The organism is Arthrobacter rhizophilus (assembly GCF_026241105.1).
In the GTDB taxonomy this organism is placed as follows: domain Bacteria; phylum Actinomycetota; class Actinomycetes; order Actinomycetales; family Micrococcaceae; genus Arthrobacter.
This window is the reverse complement of record NZ_JAPFFT010000001.1, coordinates 251,136-276,283: the sequence shown is the minus strand read 5'-3', so window position 1 is coordinate 276,283 and position 25,148 is coordinate 251,136. Positions and strand designations below refer to the sequence as shown.

Here is a 25,148-nt window from a genome sequence, read left to right as displayed (position 1 = left end):
TCTTTGCTGCCTAACGGTCTTTGCTGCCTAACGGTCTTGGCTGCCTAGCGCGGAAACGATGATGTTCTCCAGTTCAGCCACCGTGCCCAAATCGTGGGGCCTCACAACGGCGTCATCGGCTACGTAGTAAAACGCTGCGCTGACCCGCTCCAACGGCACGCCCTTGAGGCGTGCCCACGCCAGCCGATACACGGCAAGCTGCACGGCGCGGGTCTTAAGCTGCCGGCCGGCCGGTCGCTTGCCCGTCTTCCAGTCCACCAGTTCCCATGTACCGTCCGCCCCCTGAAAAACGGCGTCGATCCGGCCACGCACAACCACGTCTCCAATCCGTGTCTCCACCGGGACCTCGACGAAAGCAGGGGCACGATGTGCCCATTCGGACGTGACAAATGTTGCCACCATGTCATCAAGACCATAGGCCTCGTCGATGTGCGAGTCAGAACCGGGTGCCTCGTCGAGGTCCAGCATGCCGGTGGTTCCGAAGTACTCCTCCACCCATGAATGGAATGCGGTGCCCTTGCGGGCCGAGATCCCAGGCTGCCGCGGCACGGGCCGCCGGAGCTGGGCCAGAACGGCAGCAGGATCGTCTCCAAGATCGACGAACATGGATGCCGAGATATGCCCCGGCAAATGGACGTCCTGGACCGGTTTCCGTCGCAACTGCCGTTCCAACAACAGCCTTGCCTCGGCCGCCCAGCCCGCGGCCGCGCCGCGGAGCGGTTGAACGGACGGGCGGGACGGAGCACTAGCCAACGGGGCCTCGATGACGATCACCGAATCCGCCCGGAGCCCCTCAATGGCTTCCCTGACCCGGGTTGCCGCGGCCTCCATGGCAGCCCTCCTGCCCGGCACCAACCGGAGCCGTTCTGCCGTGCGAGGGTCGCTGGGACCTTCGAGCGGGTCATAGGGGAAGAGCGCCACTTCCGTGCCGACCGTCAGGGGGCTCTCAGTGGGCAGTGCGTCTTCACTGAGCGACTGCGGGTGAATGACAGCTGCGGATCCTCCAAGGGGGTCGTCGCTTACCTGGTCAGCCAGACATGCCAACTCAGCAAGGAACGGAGACGTCTCTGCAATCCCTGCCCGGGAACCGTTCCATGCGGCGCTCGATGCCCACAAGACGAACTTTGCACGCGTGTAGGCAACGTAGGCGAGTCGCCGTTCTTCAGCCTCGCCATGGTGCTGAACCTCTGATTTGAAGTCCTTTTCGGCATCCAGCCAGCCTTTCTGGTCCGGTTGGTCCAGATCCCATTGCGGGAGGTCGGCCCGATCTCCGCGGAGGGGCCATGGCAGGGCTGCGGTGCCGCTGCTCCATCGCGAGTCGCGGCTGCTCGGGAAGGCCCCGGCGTTGAGCCCGGGCACAAAGACAACGTCCCATTCCAACCCTTTGGAGGCGTGGACCGTCAGCAGTTGCACAGCCTCGTGGTTCACCTCGGCGTCGGCCATGTCCAGGCCGCCCTCTTCCGCTGCGGCGGCTTCAAGCCAGCCCAGGAAGGCCAACACATCCACGCGCTGAGAAGTGTGTAGGAAACTCGCAGCCGCGTCGTGGAATGCGTCCAGGTTCCGGCGAGCCTGATGGATACTCGTGCCGGGCTTCGCTGCGACCTCAATGTCCAGCAGCATCGCACGCTCCACCTCGCCAAGGAGGGTGGTGAGATCATCCCCAATGAACCCACGGAGGTTCCGAAGTTCCGCAGACAAGCGGCCGAGACGATCCAAAGCCGGGGCGCTGAGGGAGCGGCCGTGGCGTGAGGTCCATCCCGGTCGTGGCAAGAAGTCCAGAGCCTCCACAAGGCTCGCGGCGTCCGTGATATCGCCTTCCACGACGGTCTCCGCCGGGCTTTCGTCCGCTGCGTGGTCCGCCGCGCCTCCCTCTCCGGCACGGCCTTGGGAGCGCCGTCGGGCCAGGAACTGCGACCAGTCGCGGAATGCCATGAGGTCGGCCGTACCGATGCGCCACCGGGCTCCTGCCAGCAAACGCATCAGGGCATCGGAACGGCCAGGATCGGCCAGGACCCGGAGCGCAGCCACGAGGTCCACTACTTCAGGGGTGTCGAGCAGCCCGCCGAGGCCGACTATTTCGTACGGGATCCCTTGGACCTCGAATTCACGCCGCAAGCACTCCATCTGCGCCCGACGGCGGCAGAGTACTGCCATGGTGGGAGAAACTGGCGTACCGTCGGCCGAAGTTTCAAAGACTGTGCGCCGGTAGCGGTGGACGTCCCGGGCAATCGCAACGGCCTCGCCCTCGTCTGTGGCAAAGCGCCCGAGCACGACGCTGCCGTCCACAGCCGCTGGGCTCGGCTGCAACGGAGGTACTGCCACAGAGCTGTCTGTGGCCTTTGCACCCGGGGCACCGTCAATCGCGGCCGCCTTGTCGGACTGGGTTGCGCCGTTGAGCCGGGTTGCCTTGTTGAGCGGCGCGGAAATGACGTTGGCCGCGGCCAGGATGTTGCGTCCATTCCGCCACGCGGTTGTGAGGTATGAAGTGGGGGCAGTGGCAAAGGAAGCGGTTCCGAAGCTGTCCTCCACGCGGACGGGGAATTCCTGCACGAAGTGGAACAACTGGCCTGCCGAGGCACCCCTGAACCCATAGATTGACTGGTTGGGGTCCCCCACCGCCGTGACGGCATGTCCTCCCCCGAACAGACGGGAGAACAGGACCAGCTGGGCGTGCGAGGTGTCCTGGAATTCATCAAGCAGCACCACCTTGTAGCGGGCCCGCTCGGTAGAGGCAGCCAAGGGTATGTCCTGGGCGATCTTGGCCGCGAGCGCTACGAGGTCGCCGAAGTCCAGGACCCCCCGGTTCCTCTTGGCCATTTGGTAACGCTCCACCATGTCCGCAACGCTGGCCCTGGTACGCAACATGGCACCGAGATCGCCGGCGGCTTGGGTGGGGTTCTTTTTCGCCCCGTCCACATAAGGCAAGTGAGCGAACTCGGACACCCGCTCCATCAACCAGCGCTGAACTTCGGCGGGTTCCCGCAAATGCTCGGCGCACTCGCCCGCCAACTGCATCACGGCATTCACCAACGTGGACTTGGCAGCTGTGAAGTGCTCGTAATCGCCGTCGTACGCTTCAACCACCTCACTGGCAAGCTGCCAGGCCTGGGCGCCTCCCAGCAGCACCACATCGCGTTCGATTCCCAGGCGAAGGCCGTAGTCGGCCACAATCCCGCTGGCGTAGGAGTGGTAGGTGGACACCTTGGGTTCAAGTTCGTCGGAGCCTGCAACACCCTCCGGGAAACCGTAATGCCCGCTATCCGACGACGCTATGCGTTGCAGTGTTGCCAATTTGGCGCGGATACGGCTTGCCAGCTCCCCTGCGGCTTTGCGGGTGAAGGTGACGCCTAGGACTTCTTCGGGGCGGACCCACCCGTTGGCCACGAGCCATACAACGCGATCCGCCATGGTTGCAGTCTTCCCGGATCCCGCGCCGGCGATTACCAGCCGTGGGGTCAACGGGGACGCGATAATGCGGGACTGCTCTTCCGTCGGACGGTTCCGTTCGCCGAGGATATCGGCCAATTCGCCGGGCGAGAATCGAGGTTCGGGCAGCGCCGGGGCATCTTCGGCAGTCTCTTCAGCCTCGATACCGGCGAGTGTTTGGACGGTCATTCGGTGACCTGCTTTCCCCTGGAGCACAATGGGCAAATATCGGGCAGACGGCAACCGTGGCCCCCGTGGCTGCCTTTTGAGGGATCGTGACGGGCCTCGAAGGTAGCTCCGGCCATGAGTACAGCGGCCTCGCTGACAAGGTCCTGTGCCCAGTTATCTCCCGGGTCCAGAGGTTCCTGCACTTGGATTGCCGGCGTCTTCGTCTTGGTCCCAAGCTGTGCCAGAACGGCGCCGCCTGGAACAAGCCCGGGGACGGGCAGACCCTCGAATCCGCCGTGCAGCACCGCCGCCTGATACGCGCCCAATTGCGGGTGCCTCGCAAGTTCGGTTTTGCCCGGCTGGCGCTTGCCCGTCTTGAGGTCAACAATCACCAGCCTGCCTTCGGCATCTATTTCCAAGCGATCCACTTGCCCCCGAAGCACAGCGTTCCGGACAGCATCGGAATCCTCGGAAGAGGGATCGAGCCGCACCTCCGGCAGGGGAACGTCGAAGTCTACTTCCACCCCGGCCAGGCTTCGGCCTTCGCTCCGCATGACAAGGACGTATTGGGCGAGCTTCCGGACCATCTGTTCTGCACGCTGGAAGTCCAGCCTGCCCTCCCAGTTGTCCTTCATGCCAAGGGTCGGCCAGCGACGCACAAGTTCCGCAACGTACTCAGCGCCGGAGGCATGGGGCAGCTCCTGGGCAATCGCATGGACCAAGGTGCCAAGGCTACGGGCAAAGTCAGTGGCGGGTTCGCCACCCGCAGCCTGGACAAACCAATCCAACGGCGATTTGTGTACGGTTTCCACCTTCGAGGGAGAAACGAACACGGTGCCTCCTTGCGGGACCACCGGTTCCTCGCTGCTGAGCGGCGCCAATCCCCACCAGGAATCCGGATGTGCGCCCGGCACCGCAGGCTCTGCCGTGGCAAGGTGAGCCAGGACCCGGGCCGCTTCCGCGGCCTCCTCGGCCACGCCGGGGCGGCCAAGCGCGACGTCGTCCGGTTGAACGCGCTGCCTCAGCTCGGCCACCAAGGCACGAAGGGTCATGGGCCGGCCTACTGGCGTGTACTCACGTTGGTACTGTCCCGGCTCAAGGGCCGCCACGTAGTCAAGAAAGGCCGATTGCTGCTCATCTTCGGAAGAAACAGCCGTGCAGATGAGGACTTCGCGTGCACGTGAAACGGCTGTGGAGAAGCTGCGCAGCTCGTCATAGCGGATATCCCGCAGCCTGCTGAGGGGGCCCCGTTGCAAGGCGTGTGCAACCCCGTGCTCGATGGCATCGGCAAACAACGTACTTCCGAGGAGCTCACCCCGGAGCCTGGTGTTGGGCCAGACGCCTTCCTGCAGGCCCGCGACTATGACCACGGACCATTCCCGCCCGGCCGCGCTGGCCGGCGTCATGAGCTCCACCGCATCCTCCAACTGCGCCCTGGCGGCAAGGGTGTCCATGGGGAGTTCCTGACTGAGCAGATACTCCAGGAACTGTTCGGGACCGGAACCGGGGAGTTGGTCAACATAACGCTCGGCCGTGTGGAACAAAGCCATCATGGCGTCAAGGTCCCGGTCCGCGCGGGCGCCTGCCGCGCCGCCGTCGAGCGCCATTTCCGTCCAGCGCGAAGCCAGCCCGGTGGCTTGCCACAACGCCCACAACACCGTTTCAGCGTTGGCTCCGGGTTCGGCGGAAGCGAGACGTCCTGCCGTGATCATGCGGGCCAAGCGCCGTGCCGCGCCGCCCTCGATACCCAAAGAACCCAGAGCCCCAGGCTCCAGCAACGCTTCAACGAGCAACTCGTCACTGGACCGTCCGCCGCCGCCCAGCAGTTCCTCCCTGCGCAGGGATTGCCGCAGGCGGCGCAACTCGATAGCGGTAGCCCCGCCGATCCTCGACGTGAGTAGCGAGACGGCGGACTCAGGCGTCAGCTTGGCGGCATCCAGCACTAGCCCATACACCTCAAGCAGGGGACGAACAGCCACTTCATCGCGGACAGCCGAATCCGCGACAGGCACACGGACAGGAATTCCCTGACCGCTCAAATAGCGTTGCAGTTGGGCCAGTTGGCCACCGTTTCGCACAATCACGGCAATGTCAGCGAACTCGTGGTTCTCACGGAGCTGAGCTCCAAGGATTCGTTGCGCCACGTAGCGCAATTCGTGGACTGCGGAGGGAAGGACATGCGCTTCCACCCGGCCCACAGGCTGCGGGCCAGCTGGCGTAGGCGGTGGATCCAGACGCCGGGCCAACTGGCCTCCCGCACGCCGCGAGATACGCGCGGCCACGCCCGTCCACGCTTTCGCGACCTCGGGGAGGTGCCGGTGGGTGTGCCAAAGAGGAAGCTCCCGCACGGTACCCGCAAGGCCTGCGAGGGCTGTGCCCCCGAGCAGTTGGGGCAATTCGGCGACAAGATCGGGACGGGCACCGCGAAACCCCTGGACCACGGTGTCCGGGGAGGACGTCACCAGAACATCCTTGCCCTCTGCGATGTCCGCGAGCAGTTCGAACACCGCAGGATTTGCCTCTTGGATGTCGTCCACGAGGATCAACTGCAGCCGTTCACGCTCGGCCGCCAGGAATCCGGGCGAATCCTGAAAGATCTGGCGCGCCGCGGTAATGATTCCCGCCGGGTCAAACGCCTCCGGCATCCTCAGATCCAGCACGTCGCGGTACTCCCCATACAGGTCCGCAGCGGCAATCCAGTCCGGCCGGCCGCATTCGTAGGCAAGCGCCGTCAGGTCTTCCGCAGTGCGGCCGGATTCAATGATGCGGTCAAAAAGCTGACGGACCTCCTGCCGGAAACCCCGAGTCGGCAACGCCGCAGACAAATCCTGGGGCCACGGAAGTTCAAAGCCCGGTTTGGCGTGCCCCTCCAGCAATTCCTTGATGATCAGGTCCTGTTCCGGCCCCGAAAGCAACTTAGGCGGCCGCTGCAGCGGCAGCACGCCCTCGGCTTTGGCTCGCCGGATCAGATCGAAAGCGTATGACGCCCAGGTCCGTGCCGGCGTCGTACTCAAACTGCGGTCCAGGCGCCCCGTAAAGGTGTCCCGCAACGCCGACGCAGCCTGCCGGCCGGGTGCGAGAATCAGGATGCGTTCGGGATCCACGCCATCGCGCTGAACTCGCCGGACAGCGGCCTCGACCAGCACAGTGGACTTCCCGGTGCCCGGCGCCCCCGGCACCAACACCGGCCCGGATCCGAGCGGAAGTTCGACGACGGCGGCCTGGTCAGCGGACAACGTCGGTGCTGCGTAATGGACTTCACGCGGCGGAAGCAGGCGCAGCCGGGCGGAGGCCTGCCGCGGTGTTTGCCGTGTTGTTGCTTGCTGTGTTGTCGCTTGCGGGGACGGTGTTGGACTCACACAGTCATTTCATCATCGGGCACTGACAATTTATGGAGCTGACGCTCGAGTTGCCCAGAGATCACATCGATACTGTCGAAATCCTGATCCGTCGGAGCCCACCGGGCCAAGGCGAGGTCAACCCGCCACCGGCCCTCGCCAGTCCGCAGATACTCTGCGTAGGCGCCGTGGAGCGGCGTTCCCTCGTCCAAGTAGTGGCGCAGCGCCTCCGCCTCAAGGCCCGGCGGGGCCTCGCCGCTGGCGCGAAGGACGCGCCACCAGGCCACGGCGCTCCCGTGGTGGCTCATGACGGATCCGATCTGCCGGGGACCACCGGAGCCTAGAAGCTCGGCAACATCCCCATATGACACCGCTACCCCAGGCGGCATGAGATCCACGACGGCCAGCACCGCCGTCACAAACTCCATCCGCATGCCACCAGCGTATCGTCATAGTCCGCCGCATCGTCCCAGAGGGAGTGTGTCGGTCCGGTTCTTGTCGGAGGGCGACGGTAGCGTTGAAGCATGAGCTCCTGGAACACCCTCCCCCGTGCCGCGTTCGACCTTGAGACCACGGGACGGAACTCCCGTTCCGCGAGGATCGTCACCGCTTCCGTCACGGTCGTGGATGACGATGGCGGCGTCATCAAGGAGCTCGAATGGTTGGCGGACCCTGGCGTGGAGATCCCCTTGGAAGCCAGTGAAATCCACGGCATCACCACGGAGAAGGCGAGAGCCGAGGGCCGTCCGGCCGCAGAGGTCACACGTGAGGTTGCGGCCGCACTCCAGGAACTGTTCGACGACGGCGTGCCCATCATCGCGTTCAATGCCAGCTATGATTTCACGGTCCTGGCCGCCGAGTCCGCCCGCTACGGCGTGCCGCAACTGACCCGCTTCCCTGTGCTTGACCCCTACGTCATGAACAAGCAGGTTGACCGGTACCGCAAGGGCAAGCGGACCCTTACAGCTTTGTGCGAGGAATACGGCGTGAACCTCGATAACGCCCACACCTCCGCCGCGGACGCCCTCGCCACCCTGCGCGTCCTGGATGCCATGGCCGGCAAATTCCCGAAGCTGCAGATGCCCGCTTCCAAGCTGCACCACCTCCAGGTCGATTGGGCCGCTGCCCAGGCGGCCGATTTCCAGACCTACCTGCGCAAGACCAAACCAACGGCTGTCATTGAAGGCAATTGGCCGGTGCTTCCCCCGGAAGATGCCAGCCGCGGAGACTTCTAAAGGCCTAGGTCCACGGACTGGACGCTTCTCCAAGCGTCCGAATGATGGGATGCACGTCACATTGCCCTTTGCTGCCTGAATGCCAGCTGGACGTCAGTCACGAATTCCCTGTTCATGCGGAACGGCACGGCACTTCAGTGGTAATTGCGAATCAATTGTGAATTTAATTCGGAGTTTCTGGGATTGGTGCGCCATATTGTCGCCAATTCATCGTCGAATAGGCTGATGACATAATTAAGTTTGGCGGGTCGAGTTCTGATATTGCGGCCCAAACCTGCTTTGGCCGCGTTCCCCGCCCATCTCGATACGAACGCCGTGTTCCCCGATGAAAGTGATTTGCTTGATGAAAATCAAAGCCCTGAAGTGGTTCTCTGCTGTCCCCGTGGCTGCAGCCCTGGTTGTCTCCCTAGCCGCCTGCAGCGGCGGAGCGGGCACCACCAGCAGCGCCTCGCCGAGCGATGCCCTGGCTGGTAGCAACCAGCAGGCGCTGGACAAGTACACCACCAAGGACGTGACGCCGCTGGACAAGATCGACAAGTCCAAGCTCGGCCTGATTACGGACGGCACGATCAAGGTCGGCACCCTCTCGGACGCGCCGCCGAACATCTTCATCGACAAGGACGGCAACTTCACGGGCTACGATAACGAGCTTCTCAAGGCCATGGCGGCCAAGCTCGGCCTCAAGGTGGAGTTCGTGTCGACGAAGTTCCAGGGTCTGCTGGCCCAGGTCAAGACCAAGCAATTCGATGTCGGATCCTCTTCGATCTCCACCACTGACGCCCGGCGCGACACCGTCGCCTTCACTAATGGCTACGACTTCGGCTACATGGCCATCGTGACCAAGGACGGGGCGAAGGTGAAGACCTTCGACGACCTCAAGCAGGGAGTGCGCATTGGCGTTGTCCAGGGCACGGTCCAGGATGACTTCGTGACCAACACGCTCAAGCTGGAGCCTGTCCGCTTCCCGGACTACAACACCGTCTACGCCAATGTGAAGAGCGGCCAGGTGGACGCCTGGGTTGCCCCGTCTCAGCAGGCCGAGGGCCAGGTCAAGGCTGGCGATGGCACGACGATCGCCCAGAAGAAGGTCAACACCCAGAACTTCACCGCCTACGCAGTTGGCAAGGAGAACAAGCCGCTCGTTGACGCACTCAACACTGCTCTGGATGCCGTCATCGCCGACGGCACGTGGACCAAGCTCACCGCGCAGTGGTACACGGACCGCCCGACCCTCAAGGAGCAAACGCCTGAAGGCTGGAAGCCCGGCAGCAAAGCCGTCCAGATTCCCGCGAAGTAATCGACTGACAGGCGCCACATGGATTACCTGAACCAGCTCGCCGAGACCTTCCTCAACTGGAAGGTCATCGGCGAGGTCCTGCCTTCGATGTTCGCCGTCGGCCTGCCTAACACCATTGTGCTGGCCGCCATCTCCGGCGTCATCGGGACTCTGCTCGGCATGGTGCTCGCTCTCATGGGCATCTCGCGCAATCCTGTGGCACGGTGGGCCGCACGGGTTTACACAGACGTGTTCCGTGGGCTCCCGGCGGTACTCACAATCCTCGTTATCGGCCTGGGATTCGGCCCGATAGTCCGGGAATTGACCGGAATCTCAAGCCCGTACCCCATGGGTATTGCTGCCCTGTCGCTCATGTCCGCCGCCTACATTGGAGAGATCTTCCGGTCCGGCATCCAGAGCGTTGACAAAGGCCAGCTTGAGGCAACACGCGCCTTGGGGTTCGGCTACGGCGCCTCGATGCGCCTCGTCGTCGTGCCCCAAGGCGTCCGCCGCGTCCTGCCGGCGCTTGTCAACCAGTTCATCGCCCTCATCAAAGAATCTTCCCTTGTCTTCACCCTGGGCCTCATGTCTTCTGAACGTGAACTCTTCCAGATCGGCCAGGACGCCGCGGCCCGCAGCGGCAACCTCTCAGGGTATGTCGCTGCAGCCATCTTCTATCTGGCGCTGACCATTCCGTTGACTCACTTCGTGAACTGGATTGACCGCCGTCTTCGCTCGGGCCGGCCGGAGAAGAAAGAACCGGACGAGGTAGCCGCCGTCGTCGGAAAGGGAGCCCACGTATGAGCGAGTTCGTTTCCGGAACGCTGACCGCGAAGAACATCCACTTGTCGTTCGGATCCAACCATGTCCTGCGCGGAATCGACCTGCATGTCGAGAAGGGCACCACGGCTTCCGTGATCGGTCCCTCCGGCTCAGGGAAATCCACGCTCCTGCGGGTCATGAACCGGCTGATCGAACCCGAGCAGGGTGACATTTTGCTCGATGGCCGTTCGGTGCTCAAGGACAACCCGGATGAACTGCGCCGGCGGATCGGCATGGTCTTCCAGCAGTTCAACCTGTTCCCCCACAAGACCGTGGCGGAAAATATCACGCTGGCTTTGCGGAAGCTGCGCGGTATGTCCAAGGAGCAGGCACGCGAGGAGGCGTTGGCACAGCTGGACCTCGTCGGACTCAAGCACAAGGCCGATGCCCGGCCCGCCAATCTCTCCGGTGGGCAGCAGCAGCGTGTGGCCATTGCCCGCGCGCTGGCCATGAAGCCCGAGGTCATGTTCTTCGACGAGGCAACTTCCGCCCTGGACCCTGAACTAGTCAAGGGCGTGCTCGCGCTCATGGCCGATCTGGCCAAGGGTGGCATGACCATGGTGGTGGTGACCCACGAAATGGGCTTCTCAAGGAACGTGTCGGACACCGTGACGTTCATGGATGCGGGCATCGTCGTGGAGTCGGGATCGCCCGAACAGCTCTTCACGGAGCCTCGAACCGAACGTTTGAAGGGCTTCCTTTCGGACGTACTCTAGGCCTTACAAAGAAATCCCCGGCTTCCAGACGAACCACCCGCGCGCGGTGGTGAATCGTCTGGAAGCCGGGGATTTTCGCGTCCGGCCTGCTGCCGTCCGGCCTACTGCCGTCCGGCCTACTGCCCGGCCTTGACCTGAAGAACGGTCAAGGCCGCGGCATCGACCGTTTTGCGGAAATCAGGATCGGTCTTCGCCCGTTCCAGGACCTGGGCGTACATCACCCGAACGGAGGCCGTATCTGCGCACAAAGCCATGGTGCCGCCCGCGGCGATGAAATTCGTTGCCCTGTCCCCGGGGCTCCAAGGCGACAGCTGCACGGCGTTGCACAGGTCATCGGACACGATGATTCCGGTGAACCCTGCGTCTGCACGCAACATGGTGCGCATGATGACGGGTGAGAACGGCGCCATGTGGTCGGGATCGATCTTGTCGTAGTAGGCGTTCGAAATCATGACCCACCGGAGCCCTCCGTCAATCGCAGCCTTAAATGGAGCGAGGTAGGGATCCTTCCGGGTGGTTTCGGCGTCGCGGACGTTGGCGCTGACGTCGGTATTCAAGCTGACGCGTCCCATGCCCGGAAAATGCTTGACCACCGGCGCCACCCCTGCGTCCCGCAGCCCGGCCGCCATCGCGTTCCCGTGCTCGGACACCGAGGCCGGGGTGAAGCCGTACTCGCGCTGGAACGCACCAATGGGCTTATTCGAGGGAGCGAACTCAGGGCTGGGAACCGTATCCAGTACCGGTGCCAGGTCAACATTCACTCCGGCCTGCAGCAGCTCGGACCCCCAGTTCCGTGCGTCGGCGCGTAATTGTTCCGGGCTCGATTTTCCTTGGTCCAAGGCGGCGGGAATAGGCAGGAACCCGGGTCCCCTCAGGACTTGGACGGAGCCGCCCTCCTGATCCGTCGCGACGAAAAGCGGCAACCCACGGGTTGAAGCCGGCGAAACGCCTGCCTTCAGTTTCTCCACTACTGATGCCGTTGCAGCCACGCCCGCCTGGCTGCGTCCGGCCAGATAGATGTTGCCCACATGGTTGTTCAGGAGCTCAGCCACCGCGCTGGCATCGCCTCCATCGGCCTTGGCTGCCACCATGAACAACTGCCCCACCCTCTGTTCCAGGGTCAAGGCCGCGAGCCGTTGCTCCGGCGTCGGGTGGGGAGGAGGCGGCAACTCAGTAGGCGTAGCAGGGGAAACAGAAGCAGACGGCGATCCCTCCGCCGGAGGGGTGGAAAACACGGGCATCGGAGCGGCCTGCGCAATACCCGCCGTCGGGGGTGAATCCCCGCCCGCCAACAGTCCGCGGTCCGGGCTATCAGAACGCGCGATGCCGGAAAACACCCCGGCTATGAGGGCTATGAGGACAAGCAGTGAAATTCTGGACGGCTTGAGCAGATGAATCATCGCCTTGTCGATTCGATCATTGTCCGCAGCCTGCTCCCGGCCCATCGGTCGGCGCACGGAGCAGGCTGCAAGACATCGGGAAAACGCCGCGTGTCAGGCAGTCGCCTCCGCGGCTGCCTTGGCTGCGGCCGGCAGCGCGTCGAAGATCCGGTTCATCGCGGGGTCGTCGTGCGCGGCGGACAAGAACCACGCTTCGAAGACCGACGGCGGCAGGTAGACACCCGAGTCCAGCATGGAGTGGAAGAACGGCGCGTAGCGGAAGACCTCCTGGGCTTGCGCGTCGGCGTAATTGTGGACGCCGTTGGCGGACGTACCAAAGGCCACGGAGAATAGGTTCCCGGCGCGCTGGATCGAGTGGTCCACGCCGGCGGTGTCCAGTGCCGATGAAAGTGCCGCGGAGAGTTCCAGCGAGCGGGCATCCACGAAACTGTAGACCTCGGGCGTAGCGTGCGTCAGGGTCGCGACGCCGGCGGCCATTGCCACGGGGTTCCCGGACAAGGTACCCGCCTGGTACACCGGGCCAAGGGGCGCAAGGTAGTCCATCACGTCGCCCCGTCCGCCAAGGGCCGCCGTCGGCATGCCGCCCCCGATCACCTTGCCGAAGGTCAGCAGGTCCGGCACCCAGCCTTCCTGGCGGCCCGTGAGGCCCCAGTAGCCCGCGTAGCCGGTGCGGAAGCCGGTGAGGACCTCGTCCAGGATCAAGAGAGCGCCGTGTTCGCGGGTGATGCGGGAGAGCCCGGCGTTGAAGCCTTCGTTCGGCGTGACTACGCCCATGTTGGCAGGAGCAGCCTCAGTGATGACGGCCGCGATGTTGTTTCCGTGGGCAGCGAAGGCGGCTTCCACAGCGGCGAGGTCGTTGTATGGAAGGACGAGCGTTTCAGCCGCGGCCGCTTCCGTAACGCCGGCCGAACCGGGCAGCGCCATGGTCGCGAGGCCCGAGCCCGCGGCGGCGAGGAGTCCATCGAGGTGGCCGTGGTAGCAGCCGGCGAACTTCACTATCAGGTTGCGTCCAGTGAATCCGCGGGCCAAGCGCACCGCGGTCATCGTGGCTTCCGTACCCGTGGACACCATGCGGATTCGCTCGACGGCGGAGACGCGTTCCTTGACGATCGCGGCGAGGTTTGCCTCGTCCGGCGTCGAAGCACCGAAGGACAGGCCACGGTCCACGGCGGCGTGGACGGCTCCGAGCACGGCCGGGTGCGCGTGACCCAGCAGTGCCGGACCCCAGGAGCATACGAGGTCTACGTACTCGCGACCATCCGCATCGGTCAGGTAGGGACCCTGTGCGGAGACCATGAACTTCGGGTTGCCGCCCACGGAGCCGAATGCGCGCACCGGGGAGTTGACGCCGCCGGGCATCAGCGAACGGGCGCGGTCGAACAGCTGGTCGGAGACAGGGGTGTTTGAAGTCATGGCTTCCATTCTTTCAGGGATTCGGGGCGGTCCAGACGCCGGCGAGAGCGGTTCAGGCAACGGCGGTTTAGGCGCGCGTTCAGGTGCGTTCAAGGGACAGCGAGCAGTTCGCTAACCAGAGGGGCTACTACAGTGCCGAAGAGTTCGATACAGCGCATCATGGATTCATGGGGCAGGGTTCCGTTGCTGTATTTGAGGTCAAAACGGTCCACGCCGAGGTTCTGCTTCAGCAGCACGATTTTCCGGGCGACGGTTTCCGGGGAACCGACATACAGGGCACCCTCGGGACCGCACATGGCGTCGAACTCGCCCCTGCTGGCCGGGCCCCAACCCCGTTCAGCGCCGATCCGGTTGCGCTGCGCTAACCAGTGCGGGAACAACTCTTCGCGGGCTTGCTCGTCGGTCGGAGCGACGTGGCCGGGCGAGTGCGTGGCGATCTGCTGCATGGGGTGTCCGTATTTCCCCATTGCCTCGCGGTACAGGTTTACCAGCGGGGCAAAACGGCGCGGCTCTCCACCGATGATTGCGAAGATGATCGGATAGCCGTATTGGGCGCAGCGCAGCACCGACTCAGGAGTTCCCCCCACACCAATCCACGTTGGCAGCAAGTGATGTTCCAGCGGCGGAAAAACGCTCATTCCGTTGACATTTGGCCGGGTGCGGCCCTCCCAATGCACGGGCTTTTGCGCCCGGACCTTGTCGAAGAGATCGAGCTTTTCCTCGAACAAGACTTCGTAATCTGCCAGGTCCAAGCCAAACAACGGGAAGGATTCCACGAAGGAGCCACGGCCCAGCATCACTTCTGCCCGGCCGTTGGAGAGTGCATCAACGGTGGAGAAGCGTTGGAAGACCCGAATGGGGTCATCAGAACTCAGGACGGTGACGGCAGAACCGAGCCTGATCCGTGATGTGCGGGCGGCTGCGGCCGCGAGGAACACTTCGGGCGCTGAGACAGCGAAGTCGCGGCGGTGGTGCTCCCCCACGCCAAAGGCGTGAAGCCCGACGGCGTCCGCCAGTTCCGCTTCCACCAGCAGCTCCCGCAAAACCTGGGCGTGCGGTTTCGGGTTGCCATCCGCGTCCACCCCGGCGTCACCGAAGGTGTTCAGTCCGAGGAGGATCTCCGTAGGACCCACCGGGGCTGTGGGAGTGGAACCGGTTTCGGTCATCAGGACTCCTTGAGCCAGCCGGCAAGCTCGGACGCCCAGTACGTCAGCACCATGTCGGCGCCGGCCCGTTTGATGCCGAGCACGGATTCTGTGATGGCGCCGCGGCGGTCGATCCAGCCGTTTGCGGCAGCCGCTTCGATCATGGCGTATTCACCGGAGATTTGGTAGGCCGCCACGGGAACCGGGCTCATGGCCGCGACGTCGGCCAGAATGTCGAGGTAGCTCATGGCCGGCTTGACCATCACCATGTCCGCGCCCTCTTCGAGGTCGAGTTCCACCTCGATGATGGCTTCCCGGCGGTTGGCAGCATCCATCTGGTAGGTGCGGCGATCGCCCTTGAGCTGCGAATCCACGGCCTCGCGGAATGGGCCGTAGAAGGCCGAGGCATACTTCGCCGCGTACGCGAGGACCGCGGTGTTCTGGTGTCCGGCAGCTTCCAGGGCCTGGCGAATCACGGCGATCTGGCCATCCATCATCCCGGACGGTCCCAGGACATGGGCGCCGGCCTCGGCCTGCGCCACGGCCATCTGGGCGTAGATCTCCAGGGTGGCATCGTTGTCCACATAACCGTTGGCGTCGAGGACCCCGCAGTGGCCGTGGTCCGTGAACTCGTCCAGGCACACGTCGCCCATGACCACCAGGTCATCGCCCACTTCGGAGCGGACATCGCGGATGGCCTTGTTCAGCACGCCGTCCGGATCCAGTGAAGCGGTGCCGCGGGCATCACGGACTGCGGGAACACCGAAAAGCATGATTCCGCTGACACCGAGTTCCACGGCTTCCGCAGCGGCGCGCTTCAGCGAGTCCGTGGTGTGCTGCACGACGCCGGGCATGGAAGTGATCGGAGCCGGCTTGCTAAGCCCTTCGCGAATAAAGGCCGGCAAGATGAGGTCCGCGGGCGCCAGCCGGTGTTCAGCCGTCATCCGGCGCATGGCGGGCGTGGTGCGGAGCCTGCGGGGCCGGTGGTTTGGAAAGCTCAACTTTCGTTCCTTTCGCTTGCGAATACAGTGCGTAGGGCGGCCACGATCCCGGCGGGTGTGGGTTCCTTGGCGGTTGCGGCAACCGGGAGGCCGAGAGCGGCAGCCTCTGCCGCCGTCGAGCGCCCGATCGCGATGAAGCGGCAGTCTTCCAGCGGTGCAAGTGCGGCATGGATGCGGCGCGCTGCACTGGGCGAGGCGGCGACGACGGCGTGGAGCCGGCCGCTGGAGAGCTCGGCTTTGGCGGCTGCCGGACTGAGCTCCGGGGCACCCAGTGCCGTCCCGGCTTGCCAGCCGTTCGCCGAGAGCAAGGCAGCCGCAAGCCGGCATTCGGGGTCCGCCGGGTAGTCCACGGTGTGGTAAGCCGTGACGGTCTGGACCACGGCTCCCTTGGCTTCGATCCCCGCCGCCAACACTGCACCGGCGATGTCCGCTTGCGGCAACAGCACACTGACAAAGCCTGTGGGCCAAACATCGACGAGTCCTGCGGCAGACTGGACATCCTCCGGCGCGAGGTCCACACGGATGCCCTCCGCTTCGAGGACTCGTCGGCTCGAAGGGCCAATCGTTGCGACCATGACCGAGTCCGGAATCAGTTCCTTCAACTCCATGCGGCGTTCGGCCGCTTTTTCCTTCAGGGCGCGCACAGTGGTAATGCTGCTGACCACGAGCCAGTCATATGCACCCGCGCGGAGGGCGTCCAACGCAACCTCGAGCGAATGCTGGTCCCGGGCACGCTCGAAGTCGATCAACGGAAGCAGGAGCGGTTCGGCGCCAGCTTCCCGCAGGGCAGCGACGAGCGGCGCTGCACGGTCCGGACTGCGCGTCACAAGGACCCGGGCGCCTTCAAGGGCCCGGGTCTCCCCTGACTTCACCGCGCTGTGCCGTCCCATGGTCTCCTGTTGGCTCCGGTTATCGGGAAGCGGCAAGATCTGCGATGTCCGCAGCACCCGCAGCAAGCAGGAGCTCAGCGACTTCGATTCCCAGCAACGTGGCGCCCACCTCAGTGAGGCCGTCCGTGGCTTTCTTCTCCCGTACGGTTTTGCTCCCATCCACGGCACAGACAACGGCTTCCAAGTACAGCATGCTGCCCTTGCGGTAGGCATAGGCGCCCACGGGGGCAGCGCAACCGGCTTCGAGTCGGGCCAATACGGCGCGCTCCGCGGTGACGGCCAGGCGGGTGTCCTCGTCGTTCAGGGCGGCGAGGGCCTGGGCGAGGGCATTTTGGGTACTTTGGGCGCCCTGGGAACCCTCGAGCGAGCCGGCCTGTCCGGGAGCATCCGCCGCGCGGCACTCGATCGCGAGCGAGCCCTGCCCCGGCGCGGGAAGCATGACGTCCGTTTCGAAAAATTCAGTCACGACGTCGAGCCTGCTGATCCGTTCCAGTCCCGCCGCGGCGAGGACGACGGCGTCGAGGTCTCCGGGTGCATCTTCTGCGTTGCCGGTGAGCCCCGGAACGCGGCCCAGCCGGGTGTCCACGTTGCCGCGGATGTCCACGACGTCGAGATCCGGGCGGGCGGCGCGCAGCTGGGCGGCGCGGCGCGGCGATCCGGTGCCAACCTTTGCGCCTGCCGGAAGATCCGCCAGCTTGAGCCCGTCACGGGCGCACAAGGCGTCCCGGACGTCGACGCGTTTGGGCGTTGCGGCAATCGTGAGTCCTGGAGCCGCACCCGTGGGGAGATCCTTCAAGGAGTGCACAGCGACGTCGCACGCGTTCGCCAACAGCGCGTCACGAAGAGCGGCGACGAACACGCCAGTGCCGCCCATCTGGGACAGGGAGCCCGTCCGGACATCGCCTTCGGTCTTGATGCGCACCAGTTCCACGGGAAAGCCCCCGACGGCGGCCAGCTGGTCAGCTGCCTGCTGGCTCTGGGTGAGCGCGAGTTTGCTCGCGCGGGTACCGATCCGGACGGTCATTTCGCGCTTTCTCCTGCGGGGTAGGCATCATGGCCGGTCCCGACGGTGGTGTCTGCACCCGCAATCGTGGGCTTCTCGCCGCGGAAGTTGGCGCAGCAACCGGGCCGGCAGACGTCGTACCACGGACCCAATCCCGTCATGGCCGGGCGATCGGCGATGTTGTTGGCTACCGTCCGCTCACAGATGAGGTCCGCCAGGCCGGAGACGAACTTGCGGTGGGTACCCGGGGTGGGAACCCGGGTGGCGGCTAGCCCGAAGTTCTTGCAGGTTTCCAGTGCCTCGGTGTCCAGGTCCCACGCCACTTCCATGTGGTCAGAGACGAAGCCGAGGGGAACAATGACAACACCTTTGATCCCCTGCCCGGCCAATTCCTCGAGGGCATCGTTGATGTCCGGCTCAAGCCAGGGAACATGCGGGGCGCCTGAGCGGGACTGATACACAAGGGACCACGGCGCGGTGAGCCCGGATTCGGCTTCAACCCGACGAACCACCTCGGCGCCTGCCGCCAGGTGCTGGGCCACGTAGGCCGAGTCCTGCTCGAACTCGCGCGGCTCGGCGTCCGAACGCCCGGCGGCTTCGGCGTCACGGGTTGGAATGGAGTGGGTCGCGAACAGGATGTGGATCGGAGCGTCCTCGAGGCCGGCTGCGGCCAGTTTCGACCGTACCTCTGCGAGCCCCGCCGCGGTTCCTTCCACGAAAGGCTCGACGAAGCCGGGGTGGTCGAAGTACTGGCGGACCTTGTCCACCTCGAGTTTGCCGTCAAGGCCGGTCTCGGTCAGCGCGATGCCGATGTCCTCACGGTACTGGCGGCAGCTGGAGTAGCAGGAGTAGGCGCTTGTGGTGACCATGAGCAGCTTGCGGTGGCCGGCGTCGTAGGCTTCCTGGAGCGTCTGCGGAATGTATGGATCCCAGTTGCGGTTGCCCCACAGCACCGGAAGGCTGACGCCTCGGGCGGCAAGCTCTGCTTCGAGTGCGGCCTTCAGGTCCCTGTTGTGCTGGTTGATGGGGCTGATGCCACCAAAGGCGCGGTAGTGGTGGGACACCTCTTCGAGGCGCTCATCGGGGATGCCGCGGCCGCGGGTCACATTGCGAAGGAAGGGAATGACGTCGTCCTGGCCTTCGGGACCGCCGAAAGAGGCGAGGAGCACGGCGTCGTACTCTTTGGGAGCCATGCGCCCGGCCTCGGTGACGTCATTGACCTCAGTGAGGCTGGCTGGCCCGGTGGAGTGGCGGCCGCTCACGCGAGGACCTCGGCGATCTCCGCGGCGGTGATCCGGCGGCCGGTGTAAAACGGGATTTCTTCGCGCACGTGGTTGCGGGCATCGGTGGCCCGCAGGTGGCGCATGAGGTCGACCAGGTCAACAAGCTCGGGAGCTTCCAGGCCGAGGATCCATTCCCAGTCGCCCAGGGCGAAGGAGGACACAGTGTTGGAGATGACCTGCGGGAAGTCGCGGCCCAGCATGCCGTGGTCGCGCAGCATCTTGCCACGCTCTTCGGCCGGCAGGATGTACCATTCGTAGGAACGGACGAACGGGTAGACGCACAGCCAAGTGCTGGGTTCGACGCCGCGGGCGTAAGCCGGAACGTGGTTCTTGGCGAATTCGGCCTCACGGTGGACGCCCATGGCGGACCAGACAATCTCGGTGCCGGCGAATAGCGCGCTGCGGCGGATGTCACGGACGGCCTGCTGCAGGGCCTCGGGCTTGGCCCCGTGGAGCCACACCATGACGTCGGCGTCGGAACGCATGGCGGAGACGTCGTAGCTTCCGCGGAGGACCACGCCGTCCTCGGCGAGCTTGGCAGCCAGCTGCTCGAAATCCTGGACGGCATCGGCGCTGCGCAGGGCATCGCCCAACCGCTTGAAGACGGTCCACAGCGTGAAGAACTGCTCTTCGGATTCGGCAGTTTTAGTGACAGATTCGGCAGAAGTGTGGCTCATGGTACAAGTCTGCCCCGTGGATGCCACTAAGTCGAAATGCACCACTTCTACAAGACGTAGAAGTGGTGCATTTCACAATATTGCGTCGATTTGCGCAGAAGTATCGGCAACTACCGCAGCCAGGCCGTTTCCGGCGAGCCAGCCGCCCACAATCGCCAGCCCCTCGGCTTCGGAGCAGACGCGGCGCACCTCGGCAACCCGCTGTTTGTGACCGACCGCGGCGAACGGCAAGGCACCCGCCCAGCGGACCACGTCCCAATCGAGCACGTCTTCGCGGACAATCGGCACGGTCAGCAACGTCGAGGCATCGCGGAGCGCAGCCTCAAACAGAGCATCGTCATCCAGCGCGGCCGCCGATTCAGGGGCGTCCGCCCCTTCGCCCCGCCCATAGGACAGGCGCAGCACGTGCGTGCCCGGGCCCGCTTCTTCGGCCAGCCAGTCCCATTTGGCCGTGGCATGTGTCAGGGCCTTTGCCTCGATTCCGGCGGTTTGCGGTGCCACCAGGATCCCGGTACCGCGGGGGCGGCGGTCCAGTTCGGGCACGTCAACCACCAAGGTCACCAAGCTCACCAGCGGGCCCGCCGCGGGACGCAACCCGGACAGCTCCGGAAGTGCCTTCTCCAGGAGCCCGACGGCGGCCGGACCGTCCAGCGCCACCACCAGCCGCCCGGCGTCGTACGTTTTGTGTGCGGTGGAAACCTGCCAGCCGCTTTCGGTGCGGGCGATGGAATCCACCCGGGCACCGGAAATCAGGGTGACACTTTGAGAGCGAAGCTCCGCGACGAGGGCGGCGATCAGGGTGTTCATCCCGCCTTTCAAGCCGCCGACGGCGGATCCGGCCTTCGCCTCGCCCGTTCCGTTTTGCTTTGAAGCAGCCTGTCCCGAAGCAGCCTTGCGCTGACTGGCCACCGCAGCAGCAAGCGAACCGTGCTCACGCAACGCTGCACGGAGGCCGGGGGCCACCATGTCGACGTCGAGCAGTCCGGGATCGGCAGAGTGCACTCCGCCCACCACAGGTGCCACAAGCCGTTCGAGCACCCGCTTGCCCATCCGTGCGCGGACCAACGCAGAGACGCTCGTGACCGCGGCCGAGGTACCCACTGATGCGGGCAAATAGCGGTCAAGAGAGGCCCTCAAGGAACCGGCGAGACCCAAGGAGCGGCGGACTTCCGGGTCCCAGGGATTCGCGGGAATTCCGAGCACCCCGGTCTTGGGGAGCTCCTGCGGGCCGTCAGGCAACTGCACCCAGGCGCCCCCCGGATGTGGAGCGACGATGTTGTCACCGAGCCCGAGTTCGCGGGCGAGATCGGCCACTGCGGTGGACCGGGTGGCGAAGGACTCGGCGCCGCTGTCCAGCTCAAGGCCGGCCACGGTATGGCTTCCCACGCAACCGCCCCACGCGTCGCTCGCTTCGAGCACCGTGACAGTGATTCCCGCTTTGGCCAATCCGCGTGCCGCGAGGAGGCCGGAAATACCGCCGCCCACGACGACGGCCGTCAGCCCGGTTTGTGATGTCTCGGGAAGGGGGTGTTCGGGCTTTGGGTGTGCCCCGCGCATTCCGGCTACCGTGCCGGGATCGAGTGGATGAGTTCCACAACCCGGGTCAGGACTGCGGGGTCTGTCTCCGGCGGCACGCCATGGCCAAGGTTAAGTACGTGGCCCGGGGCCGCGGAGCCGGCGGCGATCACCTCACGGACGTGCGCTTCCAGGACGTCCCACGGCGCGGAAAGGAGCGCCGGGTCGATGTTGCCCTGCAGAGGGACGGTGCCGCCCAGGCGTCGGTTCGCTTCGTCCAACGGCAGCCGGTAATCCACGCCCACAACGTCCACTCCGACGTCGCGCATGGCGACAAGTAACTCGGACGTTCCCGTGCCGAAGTGGACCAGCGGCGCGCCGAGGTGGCGAACGTGGTCAAGGGCACGGGCCGAGGCAGGAGCAACGTACTTGGTGTAGTCAGCCAGCCCTAGGGAGCCTGCCCAGGAGTCGAACAGCTGCCCGGCAGACGCACCGGCTTCCAGTTGGGCGCGAAGGAACATTCCGGAAGCATCCGCGGCCCAATTGGCCAGGGCGGTCCAGGTCTCCGGATCGGCGTGCATCATGGTGCGCGGACCGAGGTGGTCCCGGGACGGCTTGCCTTCCACCATGTACGCAGCGAGAGTGAACGGTGCACCCGCGAAGCCGATCAGCGGTGTGGCACCTAGTTCCGCCACCGTGAGGCGTACGGCTTCGCGAATCGGTTCAAGGGCTTCCCACGTCAGCTGCGGCAGCGCGGCGACGTCGGCCGCGGTGCGGACGGGCTTGTCCAGGACGGGCCCGACGCCGGGCACGATGTCTACACCAACTCCCGCCAGCTTGAGGGGAATGACAATGTCGGAGAAGAAGATCGCTGCATCAACGTCGTGGCGGCGGACAGGCTGCAACGTGATCTCCGAGGCGAGCTCGGGACGCAGGCACGAGTCCAGCATCGCAACGCCTTCACGGACCTTCAGGTATTCCGGCAACGATCGGCCGGCCTGGCGCATGAACCACACCGGGCGACGGGACGGCTTGCCGCCACGATAGGCCTGGATGAGGGGCGAGTCTGCGGTGCGGCCATCCATGAGCGGGTGGTTTGCGTCAAGGCTTGAGGCGACGATGCCGGAAGCGCCGTCGGCCGACACAGAGTTGGCCGACACGGAGTGGGGCAGTGCAGAACTGGAAGTCATGCCTTCGATTGTGCCGAAGATCGGGCCCAAAAGATAACGACAGCCTGTCCCACACCATGGGACGTGGCGGGCGTCACTCCAAGCAGTGCGGAGAACCACTGCCGTGCGTTGTTCTACATGGCGCCGAAAAAGCTATGATTGCTTTGCTGTGGTTCTTTTCTCATTGGTGGCTACACACGCCGACATCGACCTTGAAACCGTCGCTCAGTTGAGCAACGGTTCATCCGAGGTTGCCTCGTCCGCTTTGGCCGACTCCCAACTTGTCTCCGGCGCCGTGGTCCTGGCCACTTGCAACCGCTACGAAATCTATGGTGAAACGCCGCATGTCGAGAACCTCGAAGCCGCGCGCTCGGCGCTCGTCACGCAGATCAGTGGCTTGAGCGGACTCAACGAGCAACTCGTCTCACGCGCCTTCAGCACCCGCACCGGGCCGGAGGTCAGCAGGCACCTCTTTGCCGTGAGCGCCGGACTGGACTCCGCCGTCGTGGGCGAACGCGAAATCGCTGGACAGGTGCGCCGCGCCCTCATCACTGCCCAGCATGAAGGAACCGCAAGTTCAGGACTTGTCCGGCTGTTCCAGGCCGCTTCCAAGACCGCCAAGGACGTCGGGGCCCAGACTGCCCTCGGTTCGCGTGGCCTGTCGATCGTTTCCGTTGCCCTGGACCTCGCCACGGATCTCTCGGAGAACGCCGACTGGAGCACCAAGAAGGTCGTAGTCTTCGGAACCGGCGCCTACGCCGGAGCCACCATGTCACTTCTTCGCGAGCGGGGCTGCACCGATGTGTCGGTCTATTCGTCCTCCGGCCGGGCCGAGGCTTTCGTGGCGACCCGCGGCGGAACCGCGCTCGACGCCGAGACCCTTCCTGCCGCCGTCGCCGCTGCGGACGTCATGATCGGCTGCAGCGGATCGGACACGCGCGTCGAGGCCGCGGAGCTTGCCCGGGTCCGCGCATTGTCCCCTCAAACGCTCATTGCGATCGATCTCGCGCTCACCCACGATTTCGACCCCGCAGTGGGCGAGCTCGACGGCGTCGAGCTCCTGACGCTCGAATCCGTCCGCTTGGCAGCACCGCAGGAGCAGGCGGAGTCGCTTGCACAAGCGAGCACTATCGTGTCCGGCGCAGCAGCGGCCTTCGAACAAGAGCGGGAGGCCCGCTCTGTTGACTCGGCCATTGTGGCGCTCCGCCGCCACACCATGAGCGTCCTCGACGCCGAAATGGAGAAAGTCCGGGCACGGCATGGCTGCACCGCTGCGGCCGAAGAAGTGGAGTTCGCCCTCCGCCGCATGGTCAAGCAATTGCTGCATATCCCCACGGTCCGCGCTCGGGAACTTGCTGCCAACGGCCAGCAGGACGAGTACGTGGCCGCACTCGAGGCGCTGTACGGCATCCAGGTGGAGCAGCCTGTTGCCGCGGCTCCGGCAGCTGAATGCCCTGTGGACCACCAACAGGCACCTCAGCAGGCTGAAAGCGCGTAGCACACGCGACGCCGCCCGCCCCCGGCGGTTCGCTTCACTTGGAGCATGCTCTGCCATGATCGCTAGCACTGGACATAACAGGGTTATGTCCAGTGGCAATAACCGCGAATGAGCATGTCCCTCGTGGTGGTGGTTCGCGAACCGCGGGTTCCTATGCGAACGCGTTGACGCCCGTCATTTCGGCGGAGACGGCCCACAACCGTTGTGCAGATTCCGGATCCACGGCGTGCGCGTCGACGCCCTGGTACCGAGCCAGGGGCGAGGCCGGGTCCGTGGGGTTGGCGATATCGCAGTCTTCGCAATACACCCCGCCCATGCCCTCCAGCGCCGGTGATGTGGCTGCCCACGTGGACGTGGCGGCTCCCTGCTCCGGAGTCTTGAAACCCTCCCTGACGTTGCCTTCGGCGTCCATCCACCCGGCAGCAACCATCTCTTCCCGCGGCAGGTGGCGCTGCAGCTCGGTCATGATGCCTCCGGGATGGACCGCAAAGGCCCGCACGCCGAAAGACCGGCCCAGGCGGTCCAGCTCCACGGCGAACAGCGCATTGGCCGTCTTTGCCTGGCCGTAGGCCTTCCATTTGTCGTAGCCAGTCTCGAAGTTGATGTCCTCGAAGCGGATCGGCGAGAGTTTGTGTCCTGTGGAGGACAAGGCCACGACGCGGGCCGAGCCGGCAGCCGCCAGCGCGGGCCACAACGTGTTGAGAAGCGTGAAATGGCCCAGGTGGTTGGTGGCGAACTGGGATTCCCAACCCGGGCCCACGCGCTGCTCCGGGCTAGCCATGATGGCCGCGTTGTTGATCAGGATGTTCAGTGTTGGGTTCGATGCCAGGAAGCGTGCCGCGAAATCCTTCACTCCTTCCTGGTCGGCCAGATCCAAAGCCTCCACGGAGACTTGTTCCGGCCCCAGACCGGCCGAGGCGAGGACTTCTTTCGCGTGCTCGGGCCGTCTGGCTGGAACCGTGACCCGCGCCCCGGCAGCGGACAATGCCCGTACCGTTTCCAGGCCGAGCCCGGAGTAGCCACCCGTGACGATGGCCGTTTTACCGTGGAGGTCCACCCCGGCGAGCACGTCCGATGCCGTGGAACCGTGGCCGAATCCCGATCCGACCGGGTGCTGCGGTGTTGTCATGGAATCCTCGCTCATGTCAGGGCCTTTCGTGTTCAGTACGCTGT

Annotated in this window: 19 protein-coding genes; 5 read left to right on the top strand and 14 right to left on the bottom strand. The window is 64.9% G+C overall.

Annotated features, from left to right (window positions below):
* Positions 1-27 precede the first annotated feature (27 nt).
* The 3 genes from OOZ51_RS01250 to OOZ51_RS01240 form a co-directional block, all read right to left on the bottom strand.
* A complete protein-coding gene (locus tag OOZ51_RS01250; RefSeq protein ID WP_265977072.1) occupies positions 28-3,615 on the bottom strand; it encodes an ATP-dependent helicase in 3,588 nt (1,195 codons plus the stop codon).
* Positions 3,612-6,875 (bottom strand): ATP-dependent helicase, encoded by a 3,264-nt coding sequence (locus OOZ51_RS01245; RefSeq protein WP_265977302.1) that lies wholly within the window; start codon positions 6,873-6,875, stop codon positions 3,612-3,614. The genes OOZ51_RS01250 and OOZ51_RS01245 overlap by 4 nt, the downstream gene beginning before the upstream one ends.
* Before the next feature lie 74 nt (positions 6,876-6,949).
* On the bottom strand, positions 6,950-7,366 hold the full coding sequence (locus tag OOZ51_RS01240; RefSeq protein WP_265977071.1) for an MGMT family protein: 417 nt from the start codon (positions 7,364-7,366) through the stop codon (positions 6,950-6,952).
* A gap of 90 nt (positions 7,367-7,456) precedes the next feature.
* On the opposite strand from OOZ51_RS01240, the gene OOZ51_RS01235 reads away from it, so the two are divergent.
* From OOZ51_RS01235 to OOZ51_RS01220, 4 genes are all read left to right on the top strand, one after another.
* Positions 7,457-8,167, top strand: a complete 711-nt coding sequence (locus OOZ51_RS01235) for a 3'-5' exonuclease (RefSeq protein ID WP_265977070.1) — start codon at positions 7,457-7,459, stop codon at positions 8,165-8,167.
* A gap of 343 nt (positions 8,168-8,510) precedes the next feature.
* Positions 8,511-9,464, top strand: a complete 954-nt coding sequence (locus OOZ51_RS01230) for an ABC transporter substrate-binding protein (RefSeq protein ID WP_265977069.1) — start codon at positions 8,511-8,513, stop codon at positions 9,462-9,464.
* An 18-nt stretch (positions 9,465-9,482) separates the two neighbouring features.
* Positions 9,483-10,247: an amino acid ABC transporter permease gene (locus OOZ51_RS01225; protein ID WP_265977068.1), complete on the top strand. Its 765-nt coding sequence runs from the start codon at positions 9,483-9,485 to the stop codon at positions 10,245-10,247.
* Positions 10,244-10,981: an amino acid ABC transporter ATP-binding protein gene (locus OOZ51_RS01220; protein ID WP_265977066.1), complete on the top strand. Its 738-nt coding sequence runs from the start codon at positions 10,244-10,246 to the stop codon at positions 10,979-10,981. The genes OOZ51_RS01225 and OOZ51_RS01220 overlap by 4 nt, the downstream gene beginning before the upstream one ends.
* 116 nt (positions 10,982-11,097) lie before the next feature.
* On the opposite strand, the gene OOZ51_RS01215 is transcribed toward OOZ51_RS01220, so the two are convergent.
* The 10 genes from OOZ51_RS01215 to hemE all read right to left on the bottom strand — a co-directional run bounded on the left by OOZ51_RS01215 (position 11,098) and on the right by hemE (position 22,498).
* Positions 11,098-12,438 (bottom strand): glycoside hydrolase family 3 N-terminal domain-containing protein, encoded by a 1,341-nt coding sequence (locus OOZ51_RS01215; RefSeq protein ID WP_265977064.1) that lies wholly within the window; start codon positions 12,436-12,438, stop codon positions 11,098-11,100.
* Positions 12,439-12,474: 36 nt separating this feature from the next.
* Entirely contained in the window at positions 12,475-13,794 is a 1,320-nt protein-coding gene (gene hemL, locus OOZ51_RS01210; protein WP_265977063.1) for a glutamate-1-semialdehyde 2,1-aminomutase, read from the bottom strand.
* Positions 13,795-13,883: 89 nt separating this feature from the next.
* Positions 13,884-14,960, bottom strand: a complete 1,077-nt coding sequence (locus OOZ51_RS01205; RefSeq protein WP_265977062.1) for an LLM class flavin-dependent oxidoreductase — start codon at positions 14,958-14,960, stop codon at positions 13,884-13,886.
* Positions 14,960-15,940, bottom strand: a complete 981-nt coding sequence (gene hemB, locus OOZ51_RS01200; protein ID WP_265977061.1) for a porphobilinogen synthase — start codon at positions 15,938-15,940, stop codon at positions 14,960-14,962. Before hemB ends, OOZ51_RS01205 begins: the two co-directional genes overlap by 1 nt.
* Positions 15,937-16,830, bottom strand: a complete 894-nt coding sequence (locus OOZ51_RS01195) for a uroporphyrinogen-III synthase (protein WP_265977060.1) — start codon at positions 16,828-16,830, stop codon at positions 15,937-15,939. Before OOZ51_RS01195 ends, hemB begins: the two co-directional genes overlap by 4 nt.
* Before the next feature lie 19 nt (positions 16,831-16,849).
* Entirely contained in the window at positions 16,850-17,854 is a 1,005-nt protein-coding gene (gene hemC / locus OOZ51_RS01190; protein ID WP_265977059.1) for a hydroxymethylbilane synthase, read from the bottom strand.
* Positions 17,851-19,026 carry a ferrochelatase gene (locus OOZ51_RS01185; protein WP_265977301.1) on the bottom strand — a complete coding sequence of 392 codons (1,176 nt, stop codon included), beginning with the start codon at positions 19,024-19,026 and terminating at the stop codon, positions 17,851-17,853. Before OOZ51_RS01185 ends, hemC begins: the two co-directional genes overlap by 4 nt.
* Before the next feature lie 65 nt (positions 19,027-19,091).
* On the bottom strand, positions 19,092-19,793 hold the full coding sequence (gene hemQ, locus OOZ51_RS01180) for a hydrogen peroxide-dependent heme synthase (protein WP_265977058.1): 702 nt from the start codon (positions 19,791-19,793) through the stop codon (positions 19,092-19,094).
* 72 nt (positions 19,794-19,865) lie between these two features.
* Positions 19,866-21,350 (bottom strand): protoporphyrinogen oxidase, encoded by a 1,485-nt coding sequence (gene hemG / locus OOZ51_RS01175; RefSeq protein WP_265977057.1) that lies wholly within the window; start codon positions 21,348-21,350, stop codon positions 19,866-19,868.
* A 5-nt stretch (positions 21,351-21,355) separates the two neighbouring features.
* A complete protein-coding gene (gene hemE, locus OOZ51_RS01170) occupies positions 21,356-22,498 on the bottom strand; it encodes a uroporphyrinogen decarboxylase (RefSeq protein ID WP_265977056.1) in 1,143 nt (380 codons plus the stop codon).
* A gap of 148 nt (positions 22,499-22,646) precedes the next feature.
* On the opposite strand from hemE, the gene OOZ51_RS01165 reads away from it, so the two are divergent.
* On the top strand, positions 22,647-23,975 hold the full coding sequence (locus OOZ51_RS01165; RefSeq protein ID WP_265977055.1) for a glutamyl-tRNA reductase: 1,329 nt from the start codon (positions 22,647-22,649) through the stop codon (positions 23,973-23,975).
* 151 nt (positions 23,976-24,126) lie between these two features.
* Here the strand turns inward: OOZ51_RS01165 and OOZ51_RS01160 are convergent, their stop codons facing one another.
* The gene (locus OOZ51_RS01160; protein ID WP_265977054.1) at positions 24,127-25,119 is read right to left on the bottom strand and encodes an SDR family NAD(P)-dependent oxidoreductase; all 993 of its coding nucleotides are present in this window, start codon (positions 25,117-25,119) and stop codon (positions 24,127-24,129) included.
* Between the last annotated feature and the right edge of the window lie 29 nt (positions 25,120-25,148).